We start from the raw sequence: 17,448 nt of genomic DNA on the forward strand, positions 1-17,448 counted from the left end.
CTACCTTCACGACTGGCTTGCCTGTGCAGCCAACTCCGTCCAAACCTGATCCTTCGCACGTGGTCGAAAGACTTGGATTTCATTTCCTTCAAATAAGGGATCTATTTGACAAATCGACGTATACGAGCAATGCTGACAGGCAGATTTTTTCCCTAACCGATATGGAGCAATATCAACGTGTCCGTCCGTAATGTTCGTACCAATTTGCTTTACTTGTTTGCGTACATAGGTCCGCAGCGTATCCCACTGCTCGTCCGTCGCTACCGATGAAGTCGAGTAAAAACTCCCATCTTTCTTTAAAGCAACAGGGATGAGCTGTGAATGCCCCGAGCTATGGATAAGCTCATCATCCATCAATCCAGCTATCTCAGCATCAGCCGTAATCAAACCCTTCATTTTGAAACGTTTACGCAGCTCCTTTTCGACAGAGGCAGGATCAAGAGCATTCTTTTGTTGGAGCATCGGATTATGCACATGGAAATAAAGTACACCTGCCGGCTTCGCTTGGGCGCCAAGCCATGTCTCTGCATGCGTAAGTATAACGTCCAAATAAGTCAGCATCTGTAACGATAGTCCGTAGTACACTTCGGAGAGCTGCAAAGCTGTTTGACTGGATTTGTAGTCAATGACTCGTAAAAGCACACCGTTCTCACCATCCGCTCGATCTACCCGGTCGATTCGGCCTATAATCTCCATCGTACAACCGTTTTCCAATTCAAACGTCAACGACGGCAAATCCTTACCTGGTCCAAAATCAATCTCCAATCCAAGGGGCTGAAATTGACCATGTTTGGCGTGTTCACCGAGAATAACAGCCGCCCTACCAACCACTTGCTTAAGTTTCCGAGCTATATAAGCGTAACGACTTGAACTAAGGAGAATTTCTCCTTGGAGTCTAGGTGCGAGCTCGTCCACAACTTGTGCAGACCTCTCCATACACTGCTCTGCGGAAAGCGAACCCCAATCTAGCTGGTCCTGCTGCAGCTTCTGAACGAACTGATTCAATGCTGCGTGGAACAATTGACCAATATCCGGAGCATCCAAACGATATACGCGACGTTCTTGCAGCCTTAAGCCATGAGAAATGAAATGCGAGAACGGACAAGCCACATACTTTTCCATGCGCGAAACGCTGGCACGTAAGTGCTGCCCATATAACAGTTTGCTAGTAGAAGTGGAAAGCCCCTTCTCTTTGTTTGTATATTGCAACGCCAGAACCAGCGATTGTAGTTTCATCTGCCAAGCGGGTTGTTCCGCGTACCAATTGTACGCATCCCACCATAGCTCTGAAATACGGCCACCTAGCATCCAATGCTTCATGCGTACAGCCAAATAGGAGATCGCCTGTGTCGGATGCGACAGATAGGCAGCTTGCTCACTTTCAGGGGCTTCCGCTGAAGGTTCGGCAAGAAGCAGAGGTTCTTCCGTTCCTGGGAACAGCTGTCGCATCTGTCTGATCAGCTCCGAAGGCAATAAGGATTTCCCCTCTTCATCTGCTAATGGATAACTCATCCAAAGCCTCTTACCTGGCACAGTCAACGATGTATAAACGATAAATTGCTCATCTAACAGCTTACGACGGCTTCCATCCGCCATTGGTAATCCAGAGTCCATGAGAACACTACGTTCCGCTTCTGTGAGCACACCTTTTTCAGCCATCTGCGCAGGAATAACCCCGTCATTCACACCTAATATATACGCATACCGAATCCCGCTTGAGCGAGTTCGATCCATACTTCCGATCAGCAATTGATCCATCGATGGCGGAACTAACCCCAGCTTCATGCTTTCCATCCCTGTTTCAATCAGTCCGTTAAACAGCTCTAAGGAAAGTTCATCATCGCCCATGGTTTCTACCAATTGATCAAGCATATCCATGACACTGTTCCACATTTGACCGTGCTCGCGAGCCTTTTCTGGCTTTCCATCAAGTGTTGCTTGCTGCGTCCACGCTTCTAACTTCTCTGGCGCCTGAACGGTTACCAATAACTCATAAACCGCTTCGACCTGATATTTTACCGTACGCGCTTGTGTAAGGCGATTGGATAACGCCAACAAGGGACCAACGACCCACGATTTGCTCGTATTTAAAGCTTGAAGCTCCGCGGTTTGTTCATTTATCCCATCTTCTGCTTGCTCCAAATTGGCACGAAACTTATACGACCATGGCTTGCCATCCGTCCATCTATAACCTTGAATCCCGAATGCAAGTACATAATTCTCTAATTTATCTAGCTCAGTCCTTTGCGTTGTCGCATCAAGAGGCAGCAGTAAGTCCGTTTTGATACAACGGAAAACGGCATCATAATGCCAATTATGCTGTATAACCTCGAGCGCAGAGCGAATGAATTCCACGAGTGGATGATGCAGCACCGAACGCTTCTGATCGAAAAAGTGCGGGATCTCATAATCCGTTAGTACCATGTTTAACAGATCTTGATATCCTTCCATATTCCGTACCATGATAGCCATTTCACGCCAACGCACACCATGTTCTCGAACTAGCTGAAGCATATCACGCACTGCACCCTCAACTTCTGCGCGACGATGAACGGCTTCCCTAATGACGAGCTGGTCGCCAATCTTCTCTCCTGGAGAAGGCTTATATTTCGGAGCTCCGCCACCGATTCGACGGTCAAAATTCTGCTCCAAATAGGCAAGCGCAGGACTATCCTCGTATCGCGGTGAACGCTCTTGACCGAGAAGAAGAACTTCAGCCGCACCAAGACCCAGTTGCCATATCAAATCCTGTAAACGTACCATCGTCGTAGCTGTGGGATGAAATAAATCCAATTCATCCGGTGTATCCCCCGCCTGCAGTTCGCGATCCAGACATAATGTAATCGTTACTTGCTTACAAGCAGCAAATAGCGCACCAATCACTTTGAATTCTTGCGGTGTAAAGCCATGAAATCCATCAATCCAGACTGATGCTGAACGCAAATAAACTGAGCTTTGAACTTGCTCTGCGAGTAGCGTTAAGTAATCCTCACCGTCCAAATACTGCCTCGCAAGCTCTGCCTCAAATTGACGATACACCAGCTGAATATCATGCATTTTGTCCCTCAGTAAACCGTGTTCACCCAGATTAGTTACTCGTTTATTTTCATGCGTTTCCAGCTGTTCAGCCGTCACACAATAGCGTTTCATTTCCGTAAAGAGCTGATTCAATCGGTCAACAAAGCCCATTTGCTCAGCAGAATGACCAAAGAGTCGGAGTTTATCCTTGTATTTATGTAAAATGCTCGTTAACAGCAGTTTCTTTCCTGTATCATCAATAGGCAGCCGAGCTGTCCCGCCTTCTTCTTGCATGACACGCCAAGCTAAACGGTGAAAGCTTAATACTTGCGCGCGGATCATCCCACGAATACTTGGATCCGATACTAGTGCATGCTCAGCTTGAAATGTAGCTTGTTCAGGAACAAGCAAAATCAACGGATCACCTTCGGGCGCCGATGCCAGCTGCTGCTTCATTTCAGTCAGACAACGTTCACTCTTGCCGCTTCCGGCTCTACCAATCACGAATCGAATGGACATTCAAGGCCTCCTAACACTTTCCGTCGGAAAGCTTGCTTCGTAAGCAATTCTCGTATTCTATCTCTCTATTCTAGCATATTTTTGGTTGTGAGTCGGCGTGGTAGATGATGGAGGAGGATCTAAGGGGTTTAATTGGCGGAACCATTTACGAACATACATTCTATTAGTATAGCATGGAACGCAAAAAACAAAAAGGGATACGCTATGAAAACTATCTGATACACGCCTTTCACAACTCTACACAACATTAGCTTGACGTCGATATCGGACTATTGGGTGCCAGCCCCCTCCCACCAGTACCAACACCAACACCATCAAACTCAACAAAAAAAAGCAAAGCCAGATTAACCGGCTTCGCTCACTTAAATCTGTTTATTTGCTGCGCACTTCAAAAATCGCAAACTTCAAATAATGTCCTTCATCTACGCCTAGAATACGCGGGTGATCCATGCCTGCCCCACGGAACTCAATTAAGCGTAGCAGCTTGCCTGCATCTGTTGCTGCTGCATGAATCGTTTCAAGGAATAGCTCAGGATGCATATGGTAGGAACAGCTTGCTGTGACGAGATAGCCCCCTTCATTCACAAGCTTCATGCCATGCAAATTGATGTCCTTATAGCCGCGGCAAGCTCCTTCCACAGCACTTTTGGTCTTAGCGAAGGCAGGAGGATCGAGAATGACGACGTCCCACGTACGTCCACCAGTGCCCACAGGCTTAGAAGTGTCTATCTTAGCTTGACCTGCTGCACCAGCCACAGCGCGAAGCTTGCGCTCATCCAAACCTTTCACTTGCGTACGCAAGTACTCAAAGGCATCCGCGACAACGAATTCGACGCGATCCTCAAAGCCATTCAACGCAACGTTCGTGCGTGCACTTTCAATCGCATGCTCAGAGATATCGAGGCAAGTTACTTTTTTGGCTCCGAATTGACACGCGTTAAGCGTGAAGCTTCCCGTATGTGAGAAGCACTCCAGCACAGAAGCGCCGTCCCACAGTGGAAACGTCACTACTTTGCCATTCGCGTTCACAGGGAGCATTTGCGTTACACCATTTTCTTCAACTTCCGTCAAATTGATGCCACTGCGATGCCCCCAGCCAGTCATCAACGGTGCGATCGCCGCACGATTCTCACGTTGGTCGAAGAAGTAACCCGTCTTCTGCCCTTCCTCAATATCAACGCGAATGCGAAGGCCATTTTCTAAAATATCAACATGCTTCGCACAATCTCCATACAGAAGTCCCTTTGTCTGCTTCAGACCTTCCAGTTCACGGATGGAAACGTCACTTCGCTCATAGATCCCTACTGGCTTCATAACTTGTACCAGTGCGTCGACGATGTTGTCTCGGCAGAGATCCATCCCCAAAGTCAAAAGCTGAACAACCAATGTGTTCTCGAATTTATCAACAATAAGATCTGGCAGAAAATCAGCTTCTCCATATACGAGACGATAAGACTGCGCTCCTTTCACAAAGCGCTGACGATGTAGGAAGCACCGTGTGAATCTTTCGACGAAAAACGCCTTCGTCATCGTCTCAATCGGGTTATACGATACAATACGTACCGTAAGCTGTGAAGCTTCGTTATAATAGCCCGTTGCTAGATATTTGCCTAGGTGATTTTGAACGGATACAAGCTGTCCAGGCACAATGTCCCCATCCGTACGCTCAATTTCACTCTTATACACCCACGGATGTCCTTGCTCCAAGCGAGGTTTGCGTTTCTTATGTAAAAATACTGCTGCCATTATTTTAGCCGTCCTTTGCGTGAAACCGTTCACCTATACCATCTGGCTTGTCATGCTTGTCTTTACGGTCACATATATTGGTTGAAAACGTCGTACACTCACGGAAAGGAGATCCCTCTCATGATTCATGCTATTATACTGCCTGTTGCAACAGGCTTTATCTTATTTCTGCTCGGGATGAAGCTAATGGAAACCTCGCTTCAGACCTGGGCAGGCCCCCGCCTCCAGCTATGGCTGGAGCGGTTTACCCGAACACCGGTGCGCGGCCTTATCACCGGCACTGTGCTCACCGCGGCGCTGCAGAGCAGCACCGCCATCACAGTCATCGCCATCGGCCTCGTCGGCGCTGGCGTCCTGTCCTTCCCGAGAACACTTGGCGTGATTCTCGGAACCAATATCGGCACGTGCCTCACCACTGAGCTGATCGGGCTCAGCTTAGGTGGTATCGGCGTGCCGATCTTGATCGCCAGCGCCAGCGTGTGGCTGGCGAGTTGGCTGGCCGGGCCGCTGCCTCAGGCAAGCGAGCCCCGCTCCAACGCCGCGCACGCAGGCGCGGCACTACCGCAGACCGCCGTGCATGACGGCGGTCGCCAATGGCTGCGCAGCGTCCGCTACGGCTCGCTCGCGGCGGCTGGCTTCTCTCTCGTGCTGCTCGGCATCAAGATCATGCAAACCATCGGGCCTGCCCTGCAGTCCCGCGGTCTGTTCGCCTGGTTCGTGCACCAGGCGCAAACGAGCCTGCTCTGGGGCATCCTCGCAGGCGCAGCGGTGACCGCGCTCGTGCATAGCAGCGCAGCCGTCATTGCAATGGCGATGAGCCTCGCCGCCACAGGGGCGATCCCCGTTGAGCTCGGCGTTGCCATTACCATTGGTGCCAACGTTGGCACCTGTGTCACCGCAGTGATCGCTGGCATGAGCAGCTCGCGCGCCGGGCGTTATGTCGCCTGGTCACATGTGCTGCTGAATGTGGGAGGGGCAATCCTTTTTTATCCATTCATCCACTGGCTCGTCAGTCTTTCCGCTCTATTAGCTAATGATGCAGCATCGCAAATCGCAAGGTCCCAAACCATTTTCAACATCGTAGGTTCCTTAATCGCGTTGCCTCTCTGCTATCTTAGTATGTGGAAGCGCCTTGAGTTCCGTTCACAATAGCTACACCAGAGCTAGTCCCTAGTCTAGTTGCTCCCGCTTCAATCATCGCAATCGCCGTCTCTACGTCGCGCACGCCGCCAGATGCTTTAACGCCAATTGTGTTGGACACATTTTGACGCATCAAGCGAACATCTTCTACCGTAGCTCCACCAGGTCCAAAACCAGTCGATGTTTTCACAAAATGAGCACCAGCTTCTTCCGAAAGACGACAGGCTGTTGCTTTCTGCTCATCATTTAGGAAACCCGTTTCCATGATCACTTTGACGATAGCTTTTCCTTTTACCGCATCCACGACTTGCTTAATATCAGAACGAACCGCATCCAATTGTCCTTCCAAAAGCAATCCTATCGGCAATACGGTATCGATTTCTGCTGCCCCATTTTCAACAGCTTTAGCCGCTTCGAATGCTTTAACTTCACTCAAACTAGCGCCAAGTGGGAAACCAACTACAGCTGCAACCTTAACTCCAGTCCCTTCCAGAGCTTTGGCAGCAGTTGCTACAAACTGCGAATTCACACACACACTGAAAAATTGATGCTGCGCAGCTTCCTCACACAATTTGTGAATCGCCGCTGTGCTCGCATCTGCTTTCAATAACGTATGGTCAATATAACTAGCAATTTCTTTCGCGTTCAATGTCATTATGAAGCACCTCATCTAATTTAGTCATTTCATCCATTACTGTAAGCTCCGGTGTAATCGAGAAAACCTCTATCGCAGTCATTCTAAAGGAACGACCACGCGTAGAGGTGGGGAATTGCCTTACAACTTCACTTACAAATTCACTACGCCTTCAAGAATGCGTACGAGTTGTCCCTTGCTTTCATTGACACCGGCTTCCGTAACCTTCACACGGCATACTTGACCGATCATCTCTTCCGAGCCTTCAAAGACTAACTGCACATAGTTGTCAGAATAACCACTGTACAATCCGCTATCTGGAGCGCCTTTGTAGGTACGTTCCGGAATGACTTCCAGGACTTGCCCAACAAATTTCTGCGCATACGCCAATTGCATTTTCTCAGATAGATCAATAAGTTCGTGAACACGCGCATTTTTGATTTCTTCATCCACTTGATCCTCCATCCGGGCAGCAGGCGTACCTGTCCGCTTGGAATAAGGGAAAACGTGCATTTCAGAGAACTTCATTTGCTCCATAAACTTGTAGCCATCACGGAACATCTCTTCTGTCTCACCTGGGAAACCAACGATTACATCCGTCGTGATCGCCACATCCGGCATAATTTCGTGCAGTCGCTCAATTTTACGAGCGAACTCAGCAGTTGTATATTTCCGACGCATCCGCGCAAGCACCTGATCATCGCCCGCTTGTAACGGGATATGCAGATGACGGCACATTTTGTCCGAAGATTTCAGAACATCAATCACTTCATCCGTAATTTGACTAGCTTCAATGGAAGAGATCCGAATGCGCTTCAAGCCTTCCACTTTATCCAAATCCTTCAAAAGCTTCGCCAAGCTGTAGTCTTCAATATCTTCGCCATAGCCCCCAGTATGAATACCTGTGAGTACGATTTCTTGATAGCCTGCTGCAACCAGTTGCTCCGCTTGTGCTATTACGCTTTGCGGTTCCCGGCTACGCATGAGTCCACGTGACCACGGGATAATACAGAAGGTACAGAAGTTGTTGCAGCCTTCTTGAATTTTCAGAAAAGCCCTTGTGCGATCAGCAAAATCAGGCACATCCAATTCTTCGAAAGTACGGGTTTTCATGATGTTGCGAACGGCGTTAATCGGTTGACGATCCGACTCAAATTGCTTCACGAGCGGAATGATTTTCTCACGATCCTGCGTCCCGATCACCATGTCTACGCCTGGAATCGCCATAATTTCAGCCGGTGATGTTTGTGCGTAACAACCAGTTACAGCTACAATTGCTTCTGGATTACGACGAATCGCACGACGAATCATTTGACGACTTTTCTTATCCCCTGTATTCGTAACCGTACATGTGTTAATCACATAGACATCCGCTGTATTTTCGAAATCAACTTGCTCATAGCCCTCATTTTTGAAAAGCTGCCAAATTGCTTCTGTATCATAAAAGTTTACTTTACATCCTAGTGTATGAAACGCTACCGTTGCCATTTTCGCTTATCCTCCCATTTCTCCGGTTTCATAGAACAGACACGTAAGGCCGACCATCGCGGCCGTCTCCGTCCGTAAAATACGATTCCCCAGCGAAACCGAGCGAAAGCCAGCTTCTTCAGCTTGCTTAATTTCTTGCTCTGTGAATCCACCCTCGGGGCCTACCGCAATCAACACTTGCTTACCTGGTTCGATTTGCCCTGCTGCTATCGCGGACTGAATCGCAGGTTTCAGTTGTTGACCATCTTCTTTCTCATAACAAATCCAAGCGACATCCGCTTCCTTCGCCCGCTGCAGCAGTTGCTTCCACGAGTAGACGGATTCAATCTGTGGTACACGGTTGCGATGGGCTTGCTCTGCCGCTTCCTTCGCGATTTTCTGCCAGCGCTCCGTGCGCTTAGCTTCTTTCTTCGCATCGTACTGTACAATGGTTCGTTCCGATAAAAAAGGAAGAAACCGGGCTGCCCCGATCTCAGTCCCTTTTTGAATAATAAGCTCCATCTTATCGCCTTTGGGTAAGCTCTGTGCAATCCATACGTCAACTGACGCTTCCGCATCCATCGTAAGCTCTTCCACGATCTCCGCTGTAACAGCTCCCTTATCCAGGTGAGTGATCCGAACGAGAACCTCACGATCCACACCATTACTGCAGATCACTTTATCTCCTATTTCTGCTCGCATGACGCGACCAAGATGATGCGCGTCGTCACCCTCAATGGTGACCGTTTGTGTAGCAGCATGGAACTGCTCAGGCGGGAGAAAATAACGTTGCATAGTCAAAGCCTCTCTATCTTCGTTCATGTGAACTTCATTTGAACCGTTTGTTTCTTGCAAGTAGAACTTCCACACACCATCATACCTCGTTTGATCCCGAAAATCCATATGGAACTATCTGGTTAGGATTACATGCCTAAGATGGTTGTAATAATTTTAAAGAAGTAGTTAACTATATCATTTCCCAAACTCAAATACGGATCCAGTGTAACCCTACGCAAAGGTCCAATAAACACGATTAGAAGGAAAATAACTGATGCCCATTGTTCAAACTTCTGAACAGCTTCAGTATATTTGAAATCAACCAAATCTTGAATAATTCGGTACCCATCTAGCGGAGGAATTGGAATTAAATTAAATAAAAACAGTGTGATATTAATTTGCAGCATTTTATTGAGGAACTGAATAATTGCATCTCCACTTCCCTTGGACATCCCCTCGAGCCAGCCGTATTTCTGAAATAATACGGCAATAACAATCGTGATAAATGCCAAAAGCAAGTTACTAAGCGGCCCAGCTGCAGTAACAATAATCCCGTATAACCGAGGGCGTTTAAAGTTGCCACGGTTGACCGGTACAGGCTTTGCCCAGCCAAATCCGGCAATCAGCAGCATAATTGTCCCGAAGAGGTCCAGATGGACCATTGGGTTCAAGGAAACGCGACCGAACTGATAAGCCGTAGAATCTCCTAATTTATAGGCGCTATATGCATGCGCCCATTCGTGTAATGTAAATGAAATAACTAAAGCCAAAATCACAAACGGCAATGTATTCCATTCGTAAAATAATAAGCCTCCCATGAGCCAACACCTACAGCTTTCTAGCTACGATCACAACCCAATTCGAATCATAGTTTTTCTCTACGATCGTGAATTTAGCTGCAACCAGTGCTTTTTCTACATCCGCTTCTTTGTTCGTAATAATCCCTGAAGTTATGTAATAACCGCCTTGTTGCAACACCTCGTACACATCATCAACGAACATGACAATGACCTCAGCCAAAATATTCGCAACAACGAGCTGAACAGGAATGGAAACACCTAATCCCGCATCCCCTTCGGACTCGCTTTCTTTAATTACGCCAAGAAGATCACTAAGTTTCACAGTGATTTGATCTTCGAGTTGGTTTTGCTTCGTATTATCCAACGCACTAGTAACCGCAACGGGATCCAGATCCACAGCAAGTACATGCTTCGCACCAAGCTTAGCCGCTGCAATGGAAAGAATACCTGAGCCCGTTCCTACATCAATCACATCATCACCAGGCTGAAGAACTTTCTCCAACGTTTTCAAACAAAGTGAAGTTGTTGCATGCGTGCCTGTCCCGAACGCCATACCTGGATCGAGCTCCAAGATCAATTCGCCTGGTGAAGCCGTATATTCTTCCCAAGTAGGTTTAATAGTCAAGCGATCGGATACACGAATTGGTTTGAAATATGTTTTCCATGCATGCGCCCAGTCTTCATCATCGACTTCAACAACCTCAAACGTCGGGTTCCCCGTATCAATATCAAAATCCGCCAATTGTTCCACAGAAGCCTTCAAATTAGCCAGAATAGGCTCCATGTCAGTGCCGTGATAGAAGTAACCTTTGATGACTGCTCTACCTTCCGGGATATCGTTAAATGGCGTTTCGTATAATTGGCCAAACGACGTATCTCTCTCTTTATTTAAGGTACCGGATTCTTCAATGGAAACACCTCCGGCTCCCAATTCATGAACAAAGTTGGTTATCATTTCAATCGCTTCTTCTGTCGTATGTACAGTTAATTCTTGCCAAAGCATCGGTATTGCTCCTCCTGTCGGTTATTCCCTATGTAAAATGAACCTAATAGGTCTATTTTCACAAAGAGTATTGTACTACACTTCGCTTCTGGGGTAAAATGAAGTCATTCATGTAAGCGCTTTTTTATTTTCTTAACACAGTTCTAACACTTAGGTGTTACATTGAATTTGTCATCATCATTATGTATCGTAAGAACGGAGACATCTTATGCGCAAAACACTCATGGTTCTTCCCATTTTCCTTGCAATGGCACTCATCGCACCACTGACTACCAAAACCATGATGGCTGATAATTATAGTCAAGTTACTGCACATCGCGGAAGTTCAGGAAATACACCTGAGAATACACTAGCTGCATTTCAACAAGCCATTACTGATCACGCAGGGTACGCAGAGTTAGATGTGCAAGAAACCGCTGATGGTGTCGTCATGCTCATGCATGACAATAGTGTGTATAGGACAACCGGTATCAACAAAAACATGTGGGATGTCACCTCAACTGAACTCAAACAAGCAAGTGCAGGAAATTGGTATCATAAGGATTACAAAGATGAGCATGTCCCTACGCTGGATGAAGTTATTTCTCTCGTCAAAGGTCATATGAAGCTGAATATCGAGTTGAAAAATAATGGCCATGTAGTGGAGCTTGCACAAAAAACAGTGGACATCATCCAATCGCATAATTTTGTTAAAGAATGTACGGTGACCTCTTTCGATGCGGATCTTTTGCATAAAGTAAAATCACTTAACGCCTCCATAAAGACTGGCCTCATCGTTGGTCAAAACACAGAAAATCTCGATGAACTAATGAAAAGTTCTGATTATGAAGTCATTTCTGCGGCCTACCCTCTTGTGAATGAATCTTTCATGAGACTCGCCGAGAATCGCCATAAAGAAGTTTATGTTTGGACTGTTAATGATACACGGATGATGCGACGCATGTTGGCACTTGGTGTGACTAGCATTATTACGAATAATCCGGATAAGCTCGTCAAATTGATGAGCGTTGAATAATTTTCCACTATCTCCACAGTTAAAAAGCACCTGTCCCGTCGGCCCCGAAACTTGAGGTCCAATGGAACAGGTGCTTCTTGTTTAAACCGAGCCCCCCGCTGTTTCAATCACACGGATTGCCTGTTCATAACACTGCTCATCAATGACTGCTGCCAATACAATATCAAGTCCTACCGCATCGATCTCATGATCTTGACTAATCATACTGTCTGCCATCGACGTCTCAAATCCACTGCCGATATCATTTGTGAAGCGGTCAACCTGCACATCTACAGCGCGCAAGGCCTTCAATTTAGAAGCAACACCTTCCGCTTGTTCGGGAGAATGAAAATAGGCAAGAATCCCTCTTTCCGCCATTACTGATCTTCCTGACGATCATCCGCCGCTTGTGCGCGCTCAGCAGCTTCGAAATCGTCTTTATCCGCTACTTCCGCTGAAAATTCTACATCCTCTTGCTTAGCAACGGGTAGATTGCTTTGTCCTTGATTGTTGTTTTTCTGATTCATGTTGTCATGCCTCCAATATATTCCTAATTTCTTTCATGATAGCCCCATATATCATTTGCGAACGGGCATCGTTTTATGCAAAAGCCAGATCACGTTTATTCTTTTATTTTCTCAAAAGAAGCATCATATAGGCGAAACATCGTTTTGTAACCCGACTCATCAAGCTTAATGCCAACATCAAGCCTTCCTGTGAGTTGCAAAGGGCCGGAGGTATACCTGAGTTTCATTGAATCAGGCACGTATACAATCATGATCTTATTCCAGTATGTTTCATCGCCATTATCAAATGGACACTCGGCACCAGGCTTAGGAATCAGTAGAAACCAATGTTTATCAAAGGATAACACCTCTCCCATAAAGCCTTTGATCTGTACGGTTTTTCCATTCAAATCCCAAAACTTATTAGATGGTGTATCTTGTTTATCTGAATCGAAAAACTCATCCCATTTCAGTTCGTTTGACAATTGCTGTTGTTTCGCTGGTAACGCTGTGATAGGCTCTGGAGGCTTAGATGTTACCACTCCAGTGCTCGAATTACCACTTTCTATCTGAGCCCGTGGGGAAGGCGTTGGAACTATGGAAGGGGCAGCATTGGAGGATGCAGATGCAGTCACACTTTGAACAGCAGCGCTTGGGCTTGGAGTCACTATGGGGGTTACAATGGGAGTTGCAGCAGGTGTTGCGCCAGGCATTTCTGTAGGCCCTGCGGTAGGTGTCTCCTTAGAGGAGACACTACTGTTCGGTATCGGAGATGCAACAGACTCCACATTCGACACGATACTTCCGAAGGATTGCCCTCTGAGCTCTGTCTGCTTTTGACCACAACCCGAAAGGATAACGAACAAGGCAAACAAGCTTAGCCCAGTGATTCTATGTTTATTTTTCATCCTCATGTCACCTCAAGAACGGAATAATTGCAATGGATCCACACGATAAGCTTGAATTGCTGGGCCTATGGACGCGACAATCGCGATCAACAAGGTAACTACAACTAGTAAGGATTCCCCTGGCACGAAAGCTCCCGCCTGTATTTGTAGTCCTGTATTTGCAAAGACGGCATCACCGCTCACATATCCTCCGATATGTCCAGCAGCAAGCCCAAGTGTTAAGCCGATCAATGTTAAAACAACACCCTCACCAATAAGCGAAAGCCAGATGAAATACTTTGATTTCCCGATGAGTCGTAACAGTGCGACGTCTCTCTTGCGTTCATGTACCGCAGCAGTCAGAGACAGTAGAATAGATCCCGCCGCTAACAGAATGCATATCATCGTCACGAACTTCACCGCTTGTGTCCCTTGATCTACAACATTTACAACATCGGCAATCGCCTTGCTTGTATAGACAGCCTGCACATTGTTGTATTGTGCGAATACCGTTTTGATTGACTGGGCTCCTAGCAGTGATTTCGGTTTAACGACAATCGCAGTAATCTCTTTAGCCGAATTTGGCTGACTTTCGTGAACAGCCCACGCATAGTCCAATGTAGTGAAAACAGCTCGATCATCCGATGTATGGAATGGTGGCAATATCCCCACCACCGTATAGGTGAATGCATGATTATGCTCTTCTTCCTCTCCATCTTCTTCCTCCAAACCTTGTATAAGCCCATGTGCACCTGCGAAAGTGTCTCCTACATGAAGACCCAAAGAGCTAGCCACATAGGAACCAACAATGGTTTCTCCTAGCGCACCGTACAACTTACCTTGCGCCATTTGTTTCGCTGCACCATAACGAGTTAAGAAATAACCGGGTTCCATGCCGACAATCGGAAAACCATTATAATTATCCCCCGTGGTCATGGCATAGGCGGACTCGACGAATTCATTTTTGCGAACATCTTCTAAAACCGTAATCGGAACATTGCCCGTCGGCGCACCAATATGGTAGTAGGTATTAAGTGCAAGCTGAGAAGCGCTGCCTTTCGCGCCAATCGTGACTTCGAAGGGGCCATAGCCTTTTTCAGCACCTTGCTCCACACCTTGGCTGCATAACAGTAGAAATACAACAAGTGCTGCTGTAATTGCCACAGAGCTTATGGTCAAGAGTGACAAAGTTTTGCGATGCCAGATGTGACTCCAAAGTAAGGAAATTACTTTCATACGGAAACACTCCTAAGTAGTTCGTTCAGCTCATGCATATACACACGTTTGGGGAACATGTCTGCAATATGCCGATCATGTGTGACTGTCAGTAAAGTCAATTCCTCATCTCTGCAAATATCAAGCAGCAACGTCATCATTTCACTCGCTGTGTCCCAGTCCAAACTTCCCGTAGGTTCATCCGCTAATAGCAAGGGAGGCTTGGTGATTAATGCCCGAACGATGGCGGCTCTTTGCTGTTGACCCCGAGATAATTGAGAAGGTAGATGATGCCCCCGATCCTGCAAGCCCACACGCTCCAACCAATCGTCGAGCTTTTTCTTTCTTTCCTGCTTCGTCCCAGTGCGCGGAATGATTAGTTCAATATTTTGCCTAACAGTTAACGAAGCTATCAGATGAAAATCCTGAAAAATATAACCGATATTCTCCGCGCGGAAGCGATCTCGTTTACTTTCGGTGAGGAGATGAACGGGGCGTCCAGCCACCCAAACCTCTCCCTGATCAGCTGTTATGACCCCGCTAAGCAGATGTAAAAGCGTGCTTTTTCCACAGCCACTTGCTCCCATCAGTGCAATTCTTTCACCTTTTTGAATATGCCAATGGGTCACCTGTAAAATAGATAATCTTTGACCATGCAGTTCGAAAGATTTCGATATTCCTTGTAGACTAATCATCTGTAGGCCCTCGCTTCCATTCGACTCCAAAAGAAAAGAGGACACAGGGAAGGAGCTCCCCATGTCCGTCTGCTCCACTGTTTAATTTTTCACAATACGCTCATTAAAGGAATCCCATGTGTACGTTTTTCCAGTCAGTTGATTAAAAGCTTCTAGTGGCAAATACAACTTGCCGTTATCCACATTACCAACCCATGCGCTTGCAGTACCATTTACTGTGATCGCACCAGATGAGACTAGAACGGAAACCTTTTGACTATCCTTTGTAAAAGTAACTGTACCCGTCGCTTCATCCCATGCTACTTGAATTCCGAGGGATTCTGCTAATGATCTTGCCGTAAACAAAGTTTTGGAGTCACGTGTTACTTTGAACATCGGGTACAGATATTTATCTTGAAGCTCTTTCGTTGCAGCTGCTAAATCAGCGCCAATCACTTTCGCACCGCTTTTAGCAATATCCGTGTTATCTACATCACCTTTGACAAGATCAGCTATCGGACCATAAGCCCAAACACCAACATCAACCCCTGTATGACCATGTCCTGTCCAGCCTACAGCAAGACGCTTCGACACGACTGCATTATAACCGCCACCACGACCGTAGGATGAGCCGTCACCGTTCAGAATCAATTGTACTTCCTCATCAGAAAGATCCGTGAAGCCAATGTTGTCTGCTACGATTTTGCGGATATCATCTGCGGTTTGAGCTTTTTTCAAGATGCCATCGATATACTCATACGAGTGCTTCTGTTTGTTAAACAAATCAACATTCAATTCATATACATTGTCTCTTGCAAGAGACAAACCGCCTGTTTCATGATCTGCTGATACGACAACGGATGTATTACCATCTTTTTTAGCAAAATCCACTAGCGTTTTGAATGTCGCATCCAACTCTAGCATCTCTTGAATATTCGCAGGAAGATCGTTCGCATGACCCGCGTGGTCAATACGACCTTGCTCAACTAACAAGACGAAGCCATTTTTATTTTGGGATAAAATATCAAGTGCTTTTTGCGATAATTGTGGTAACGACGGCACCGTATCCGTACGGTCAAGTACATAAGGAATTTCGGCATCTGCGAAAAGTCCAAGCGCCTTGCCCGCGGTTACAGGGATAGCATCTAAGCCTTTTTTATCAAAAGCCGTTTGGTAGCCCTTTGCTTGAAAATCAGGAATGATATTTTTGTCAGTACGCTTACCTTTGTCCTCTTTCGTCGTGAAGTTAACTTTCCCCCCGCCGAAGATAACATCAACACCACTGTTCAAATATTGCGAAGCAATCGCATTCTGGTTGCTGCGTTGGCGAACATGTGACGCCCATACAGCAGGAGTTGCCCCAGTAATATTATCAGTTGATACTAAACCAGTTGCTTTGCCTTGCTTCATCGCTGCTTCAATAACAGAAGCATACGGCTTAGCTACATCCCCATTGGATACACTGATCGCATTGTTGTATGTTTTATTGCCTGTTGAAAAAGCAGTAGCCGCTGCAGCTGAATCCGTAATCGCACCTGACTCTGTTGTGTAAGGACTTGATTGTGAATATGTAGTCGCTTTCCCCACATAATAGCCGCCATCCAATTCCAGACGGTCTTTACCCAGGAATTTCTTCGCGTAGTAACGAGCAGCTGTCACTTCAGCTGGCCCCATCCCATCGCCGATGAGTACGATCAAATTTTTAGAAGGAACTGATGACGGAGCTGTTGATGGTGTTACTGAATCTGCAGCGGATACTGTGCCTGCTAAACTTAGAGTTAATAAGGAAACTGCCATTCCTGAACCCATTAATTGCTTTAACCCTTTTTTCAAATGTCTTCCCTCCAAAAATAGTATTTCACCTTCCTAGCATAAGGCTCGTAGATTCGGAGAACGTCAAAATCATATGAAGGTATTGTAAATTTGATAGGATTTGTTAAGAGATGATCAATGGGTGCGAGAAGATGAACTTTCATTAGGTGACATCTGGGGCTACTAGCGTTTCAACTATCATGATTTTAAACAAAATAGTGTCTTCAATGTCTCAGGTTCCTCAATAATCGATTGC

15 protein-coding genes are annotated in these 17,448 nt (G+C 46.5%); 2 read left to right on the forward strand and 13 right to left on the reverse strand.

Going from position 1 to position 17,448, the window contains the following annotated elements; all coding sequences use genetic code 11:
• Positions 1 to 6: 6 nt before the first annotated feature.
• Both addB and ASL11_RS03560 read right to left on the reverse strand, forming a co-directional pair.
• Positions 7 to 3,537, reverse strand: coding sequence for a helicase-exonuclease AddAB subunit AddB (gene addB / locus ASL11_RS03555; protein ID WP_082595229.1), 3,531 nt, complete (start codon positions 3,535 to 3,537; stop codon positions 7 to 9).
• A 372-nt stretch (positions 3,538 to 3,909) separates the two neighbouring features.
• The gene (locus ASL11_RS03560; RefSeq protein ID WP_056609759.1) at positions 3,910 to 5,283 is read right to left on the reverse strand and encodes a class I SAM-dependent rRNA methyltransferase; all 1,374 of its coding nucleotides are present in this window, start codon (positions 5,281 to 5,283) and stop codon (positions 3,910 to 3,912) included.
• A 120-nt stretch (positions 5,284 to 5,403) separates the two neighbouring features.
• Here ASL11_RS03560 and ASL11_RS03565 point away from each other — a divergent pair, with 120 nt between their 5' ends.
• On the forward strand, positions 5,404 to 6,435 hold the full coding sequence (locus ASL11_RS03565; RefSeq protein ID WP_056609761.1) for a Na/Pi cotransporter family protein: 1,032 nt from the start codon (positions 5,404 to 5,406) through the stop codon (positions 6,433 to 6,435).
• On the opposite strand, the gene deoC is transcribed toward ASL11_RS03565, so the two are convergent.
• The 5 genes from deoC to prmA form a co-directional block, all read right to left on the reverse strand.
• Positions 6,398 to 7,078: a deoxyribose-phosphate aldolase gene (deoC, locus tag ASL11_RS03570; RefSeq protein ID WP_056609763.1), complete on the reverse strand. Its 681-nt coding sequence runs from the start codon at positions 7,076 to 7,078 to the stop codon at positions 6,398 to 6,400. The genes ASL11_RS03565 and deoC overlap by 38 nt on opposite strands.
• A gap of 132 nt (positions 7,079 to 7,210) precedes the next feature.
• A complete protein-coding gene (gene mtaB / locus ASL11_RS03575) occupies positions 7,211 to 8,545 on the reverse strand; it encodes a tRNA (N(6)-L-threonylcarbamoyladenosine(37)-C(2))-methylthiotransferase MtaB (protein WP_056609765.1) in 1,335 nt (444 codons plus the stop codon).
• Positions 8,546 to 8,551: 6 nt separating this feature from the next.
• Positions 8,552 to 9,319 (reverse strand): 16S rRNA (uracil(1498)-N(3))-methyltransferase, encoded by a 768-nt coding sequence (locus ASL11_RS03580; RefSeq protein WP_056610136.1) that lies wholly within the window; start codon positions 9,317 to 9,319, stop codon positions 8,552 to 8,554.
• Between the two features lie 128 nt (positions 9,320 to 9,447).
• On the reverse strand, positions 9,448 to 10,119 hold the full coding sequence (locus ASL11_RS03585; protein ID WP_056609767.1) for a site-2 protease family protein: 672 nt from the start codon (positions 10,117 to 10,119) through the stop codon (positions 9,448 to 9,450).
• A gap of 10 nt (positions 10,120 to 10,129) precedes the next feature.
• Positions 10,130 to 11,104 (reverse strand): 50S ribosomal protein L11 methyltransferase, encoded by a 975-nt coding sequence (prmA, locus tag ASL11_RS03590; protein WP_056609770.1) that lies wholly within the window; start codon positions 11,102 to 11,104, stop codon positions 10,130 to 10,132.
• Between the two features lie 208 nt (positions 11,105 to 11,312).
• Between prmA and ASL11_RS03595 the strand changes: the two genes are divergently transcribed.
• Positions 11,313 to 12,119 (forward strand): glycerophosphodiester phosphodiesterase, encoded by an 807-nt coding sequence (locus tag ASL11_RS03595; RefSeq protein ID WP_056609772.1) that lies wholly within the window; start codon positions 11,313 to 11,315, stop codon positions 12,117 to 12,119.
• Between the two features lie 81 nt (positions 12,120 to 12,200).
• On the opposite strand, the gene ASL11_RS03600 is transcribed toward ASL11_RS03595, so the two are convergent.
• The 6 genes from ASL11_RS03600 to ASL11_RS03620 form a co-directional block, all read right to left on the reverse strand.
• Positions 12,201 to 12,476, reverse strand: a complete 276-nt coding sequence (locus ASL11_RS03600) for a hypothetical protein (RefSeq protein ID WP_056609774.1) — start codon at positions 12,474 to 12,476, stop codon at positions 12,201 to 12,203.
• Complete coding sequence (locus tag ASL11_RS35585) at positions 12,476 to 12,625, reverse strand: YfhD family protein (RefSeq protein ID WP_082595230.1); 150 nt, start codon at positions 12,623 to 12,625, stop codon at positions 12,476 to 12,478. The genes ASL11_RS03600 and ASL11_RS35585 overlap by 1 nt, the downstream gene beginning before the upstream one ends.
• Positions 12,626 to 12,720: 95 nt before the next feature.
• A complete protein-coding gene (locus ASL11_RS03605) occupies positions 12,721 to 13,512 on the reverse strand; it encodes a hypothetical protein (protein ID WP_056609777.1) in 792 nt (263 codons plus the stop codon).
• 12 nt (positions 13,513 to 13,524) lie between these two features.
• Positions 13,525 to 14,727, reverse strand: coding sequence for an ABC transporter permease (locus tag ASL11_RS03610; protein ID WP_056609779.1), 1,203 nt, complete (start codon positions 14,725 to 14,727; stop codon positions 13,525 to 13,527).
• Entirely contained in the window at positions 14,724 to 15,401 is a 678-nt protein-coding gene (locus ASL11_RS03615) for an ABC transporter ATP-binding protein (RefSeq protein ID WP_056610140.1), read from the reverse strand. Before ASL11_RS03615 ends, ASL11_RS03610 begins: the two co-directional genes overlap by 4 nt.
• Positions 15,402 to 15,482: 81 nt before the next feature.
• Entirely contained in the window at positions 15,483 to 17,213 is a 1,731-nt protein-coding gene (locus ASL11_RS03620; RefSeq protein ID WP_056609781.1) for an alkaline phosphatase, read from the reverse strand.
• Positions 17,214 to 17,448 lie beyond the last annotated feature (235 nt).

It is taken from the genome of Paenibacillus sp. Soil750 (genome assembly GCF_001428045.1).
GTDB classification, from domain to species: domain Bacteria; phylum Bacillota; class Bacilli; order Paenibacillales; family NBRC-103111; genus Paenibacillus_E; species Paenibacillus_E allorhizoplanae.

Coding starts and splice junctions, on each gene's coding strand:
- ASL11_RS03585 (WP_056609767.1), bottom strand. CDS start 10,119: ATGGGAGGCTTATTATTTTACGAATGGAATACATTGCCGTTTGTGATT.
- ASL11_RS03605 (WP_056609777.1), bottom strand. CDS start 13,512: ATGAAAAATAAACATAGAATCACTGGGCTAAGCTTGTTTGCCTTGTTC.
- ASL11_RS03580 (WP_056610136.1), bottom strand. CDS start 9,319: ATGCAACGTTATTTTCTCCCGCCTGAGCAGTTCCATGCTGCTACACAA.
- ASL11_RS03615 (WP_056610140.1), bottom strand. CDS start 15,401: ATGATTAGTCTACAAGGAATATCGAAATCTTTCGAACTGCATGGTCAA.
- ASL11_RS03600 (WP_056609774.1), bottom strand. CDS start 12,476: ATGGCGGAAAGAGGGATTCTTGCCTATTTTCATTCTCCCGAACAAGCG.
- deoC (WP_056609763.1), bottom strand. CDS start 7,078: ATGACATTGAACGCGAAAGAAATTGCTAGTTATATTGACCATACGTTA.
- ASL11_RS03610 (WP_056609779.1), bottom strand. CDS start 14,727: ATGAAAGTAATTTCCTTACTTTGGAGTCACATCTGGCATCGCAAAACT.
- ASL11_RS03565 (WP_056609761.1), top strand. CDS start 5,404: ATGATTCATGCTATTATACTGCCTGTTGCAACAGGCTTTATCTTATTT.
- ASL11_RS35585 (WP_082595230.1), bottom strand. CDS start 12,625: ATGAATCAGAAAAACAACAATCAAGGACAAAGCAATCTACCCGTTGCT.
- prmA (WP_056609770.1), bottom strand. CDS start 11,104: ATGCTTTGGCAAGAATTAACTGTACATACGACAGAAGAAGCGATTGAA.
- addB (WP_082595229.1), bottom strand. CDS start 3,537: ATGTCCATTCGATTCGTGATTGGTAGAGCCGGAAGCGGCAAGAGTGAA.
- mtaB (WP_056609765.1), bottom strand. CDS start 8,545: ATGGCAACGGTAGCGTTTCATACACTAGGATGTAAAGTAAACTTTTAT.
- ASL11_RS03560 (WP_056609759.1), bottom strand. CDS start 5,283: ATGGCAGCAGTATTTTTACATAAGAAACGCAAACCTCGCTTGGAGCAA.
- ASL11_RS03595 (WP_056609772.1), top strand. CDS start 11,313: ATGCGCAAAACACTCATGGTTCTTCCCATTTTCCTTGCAATGGCACTC.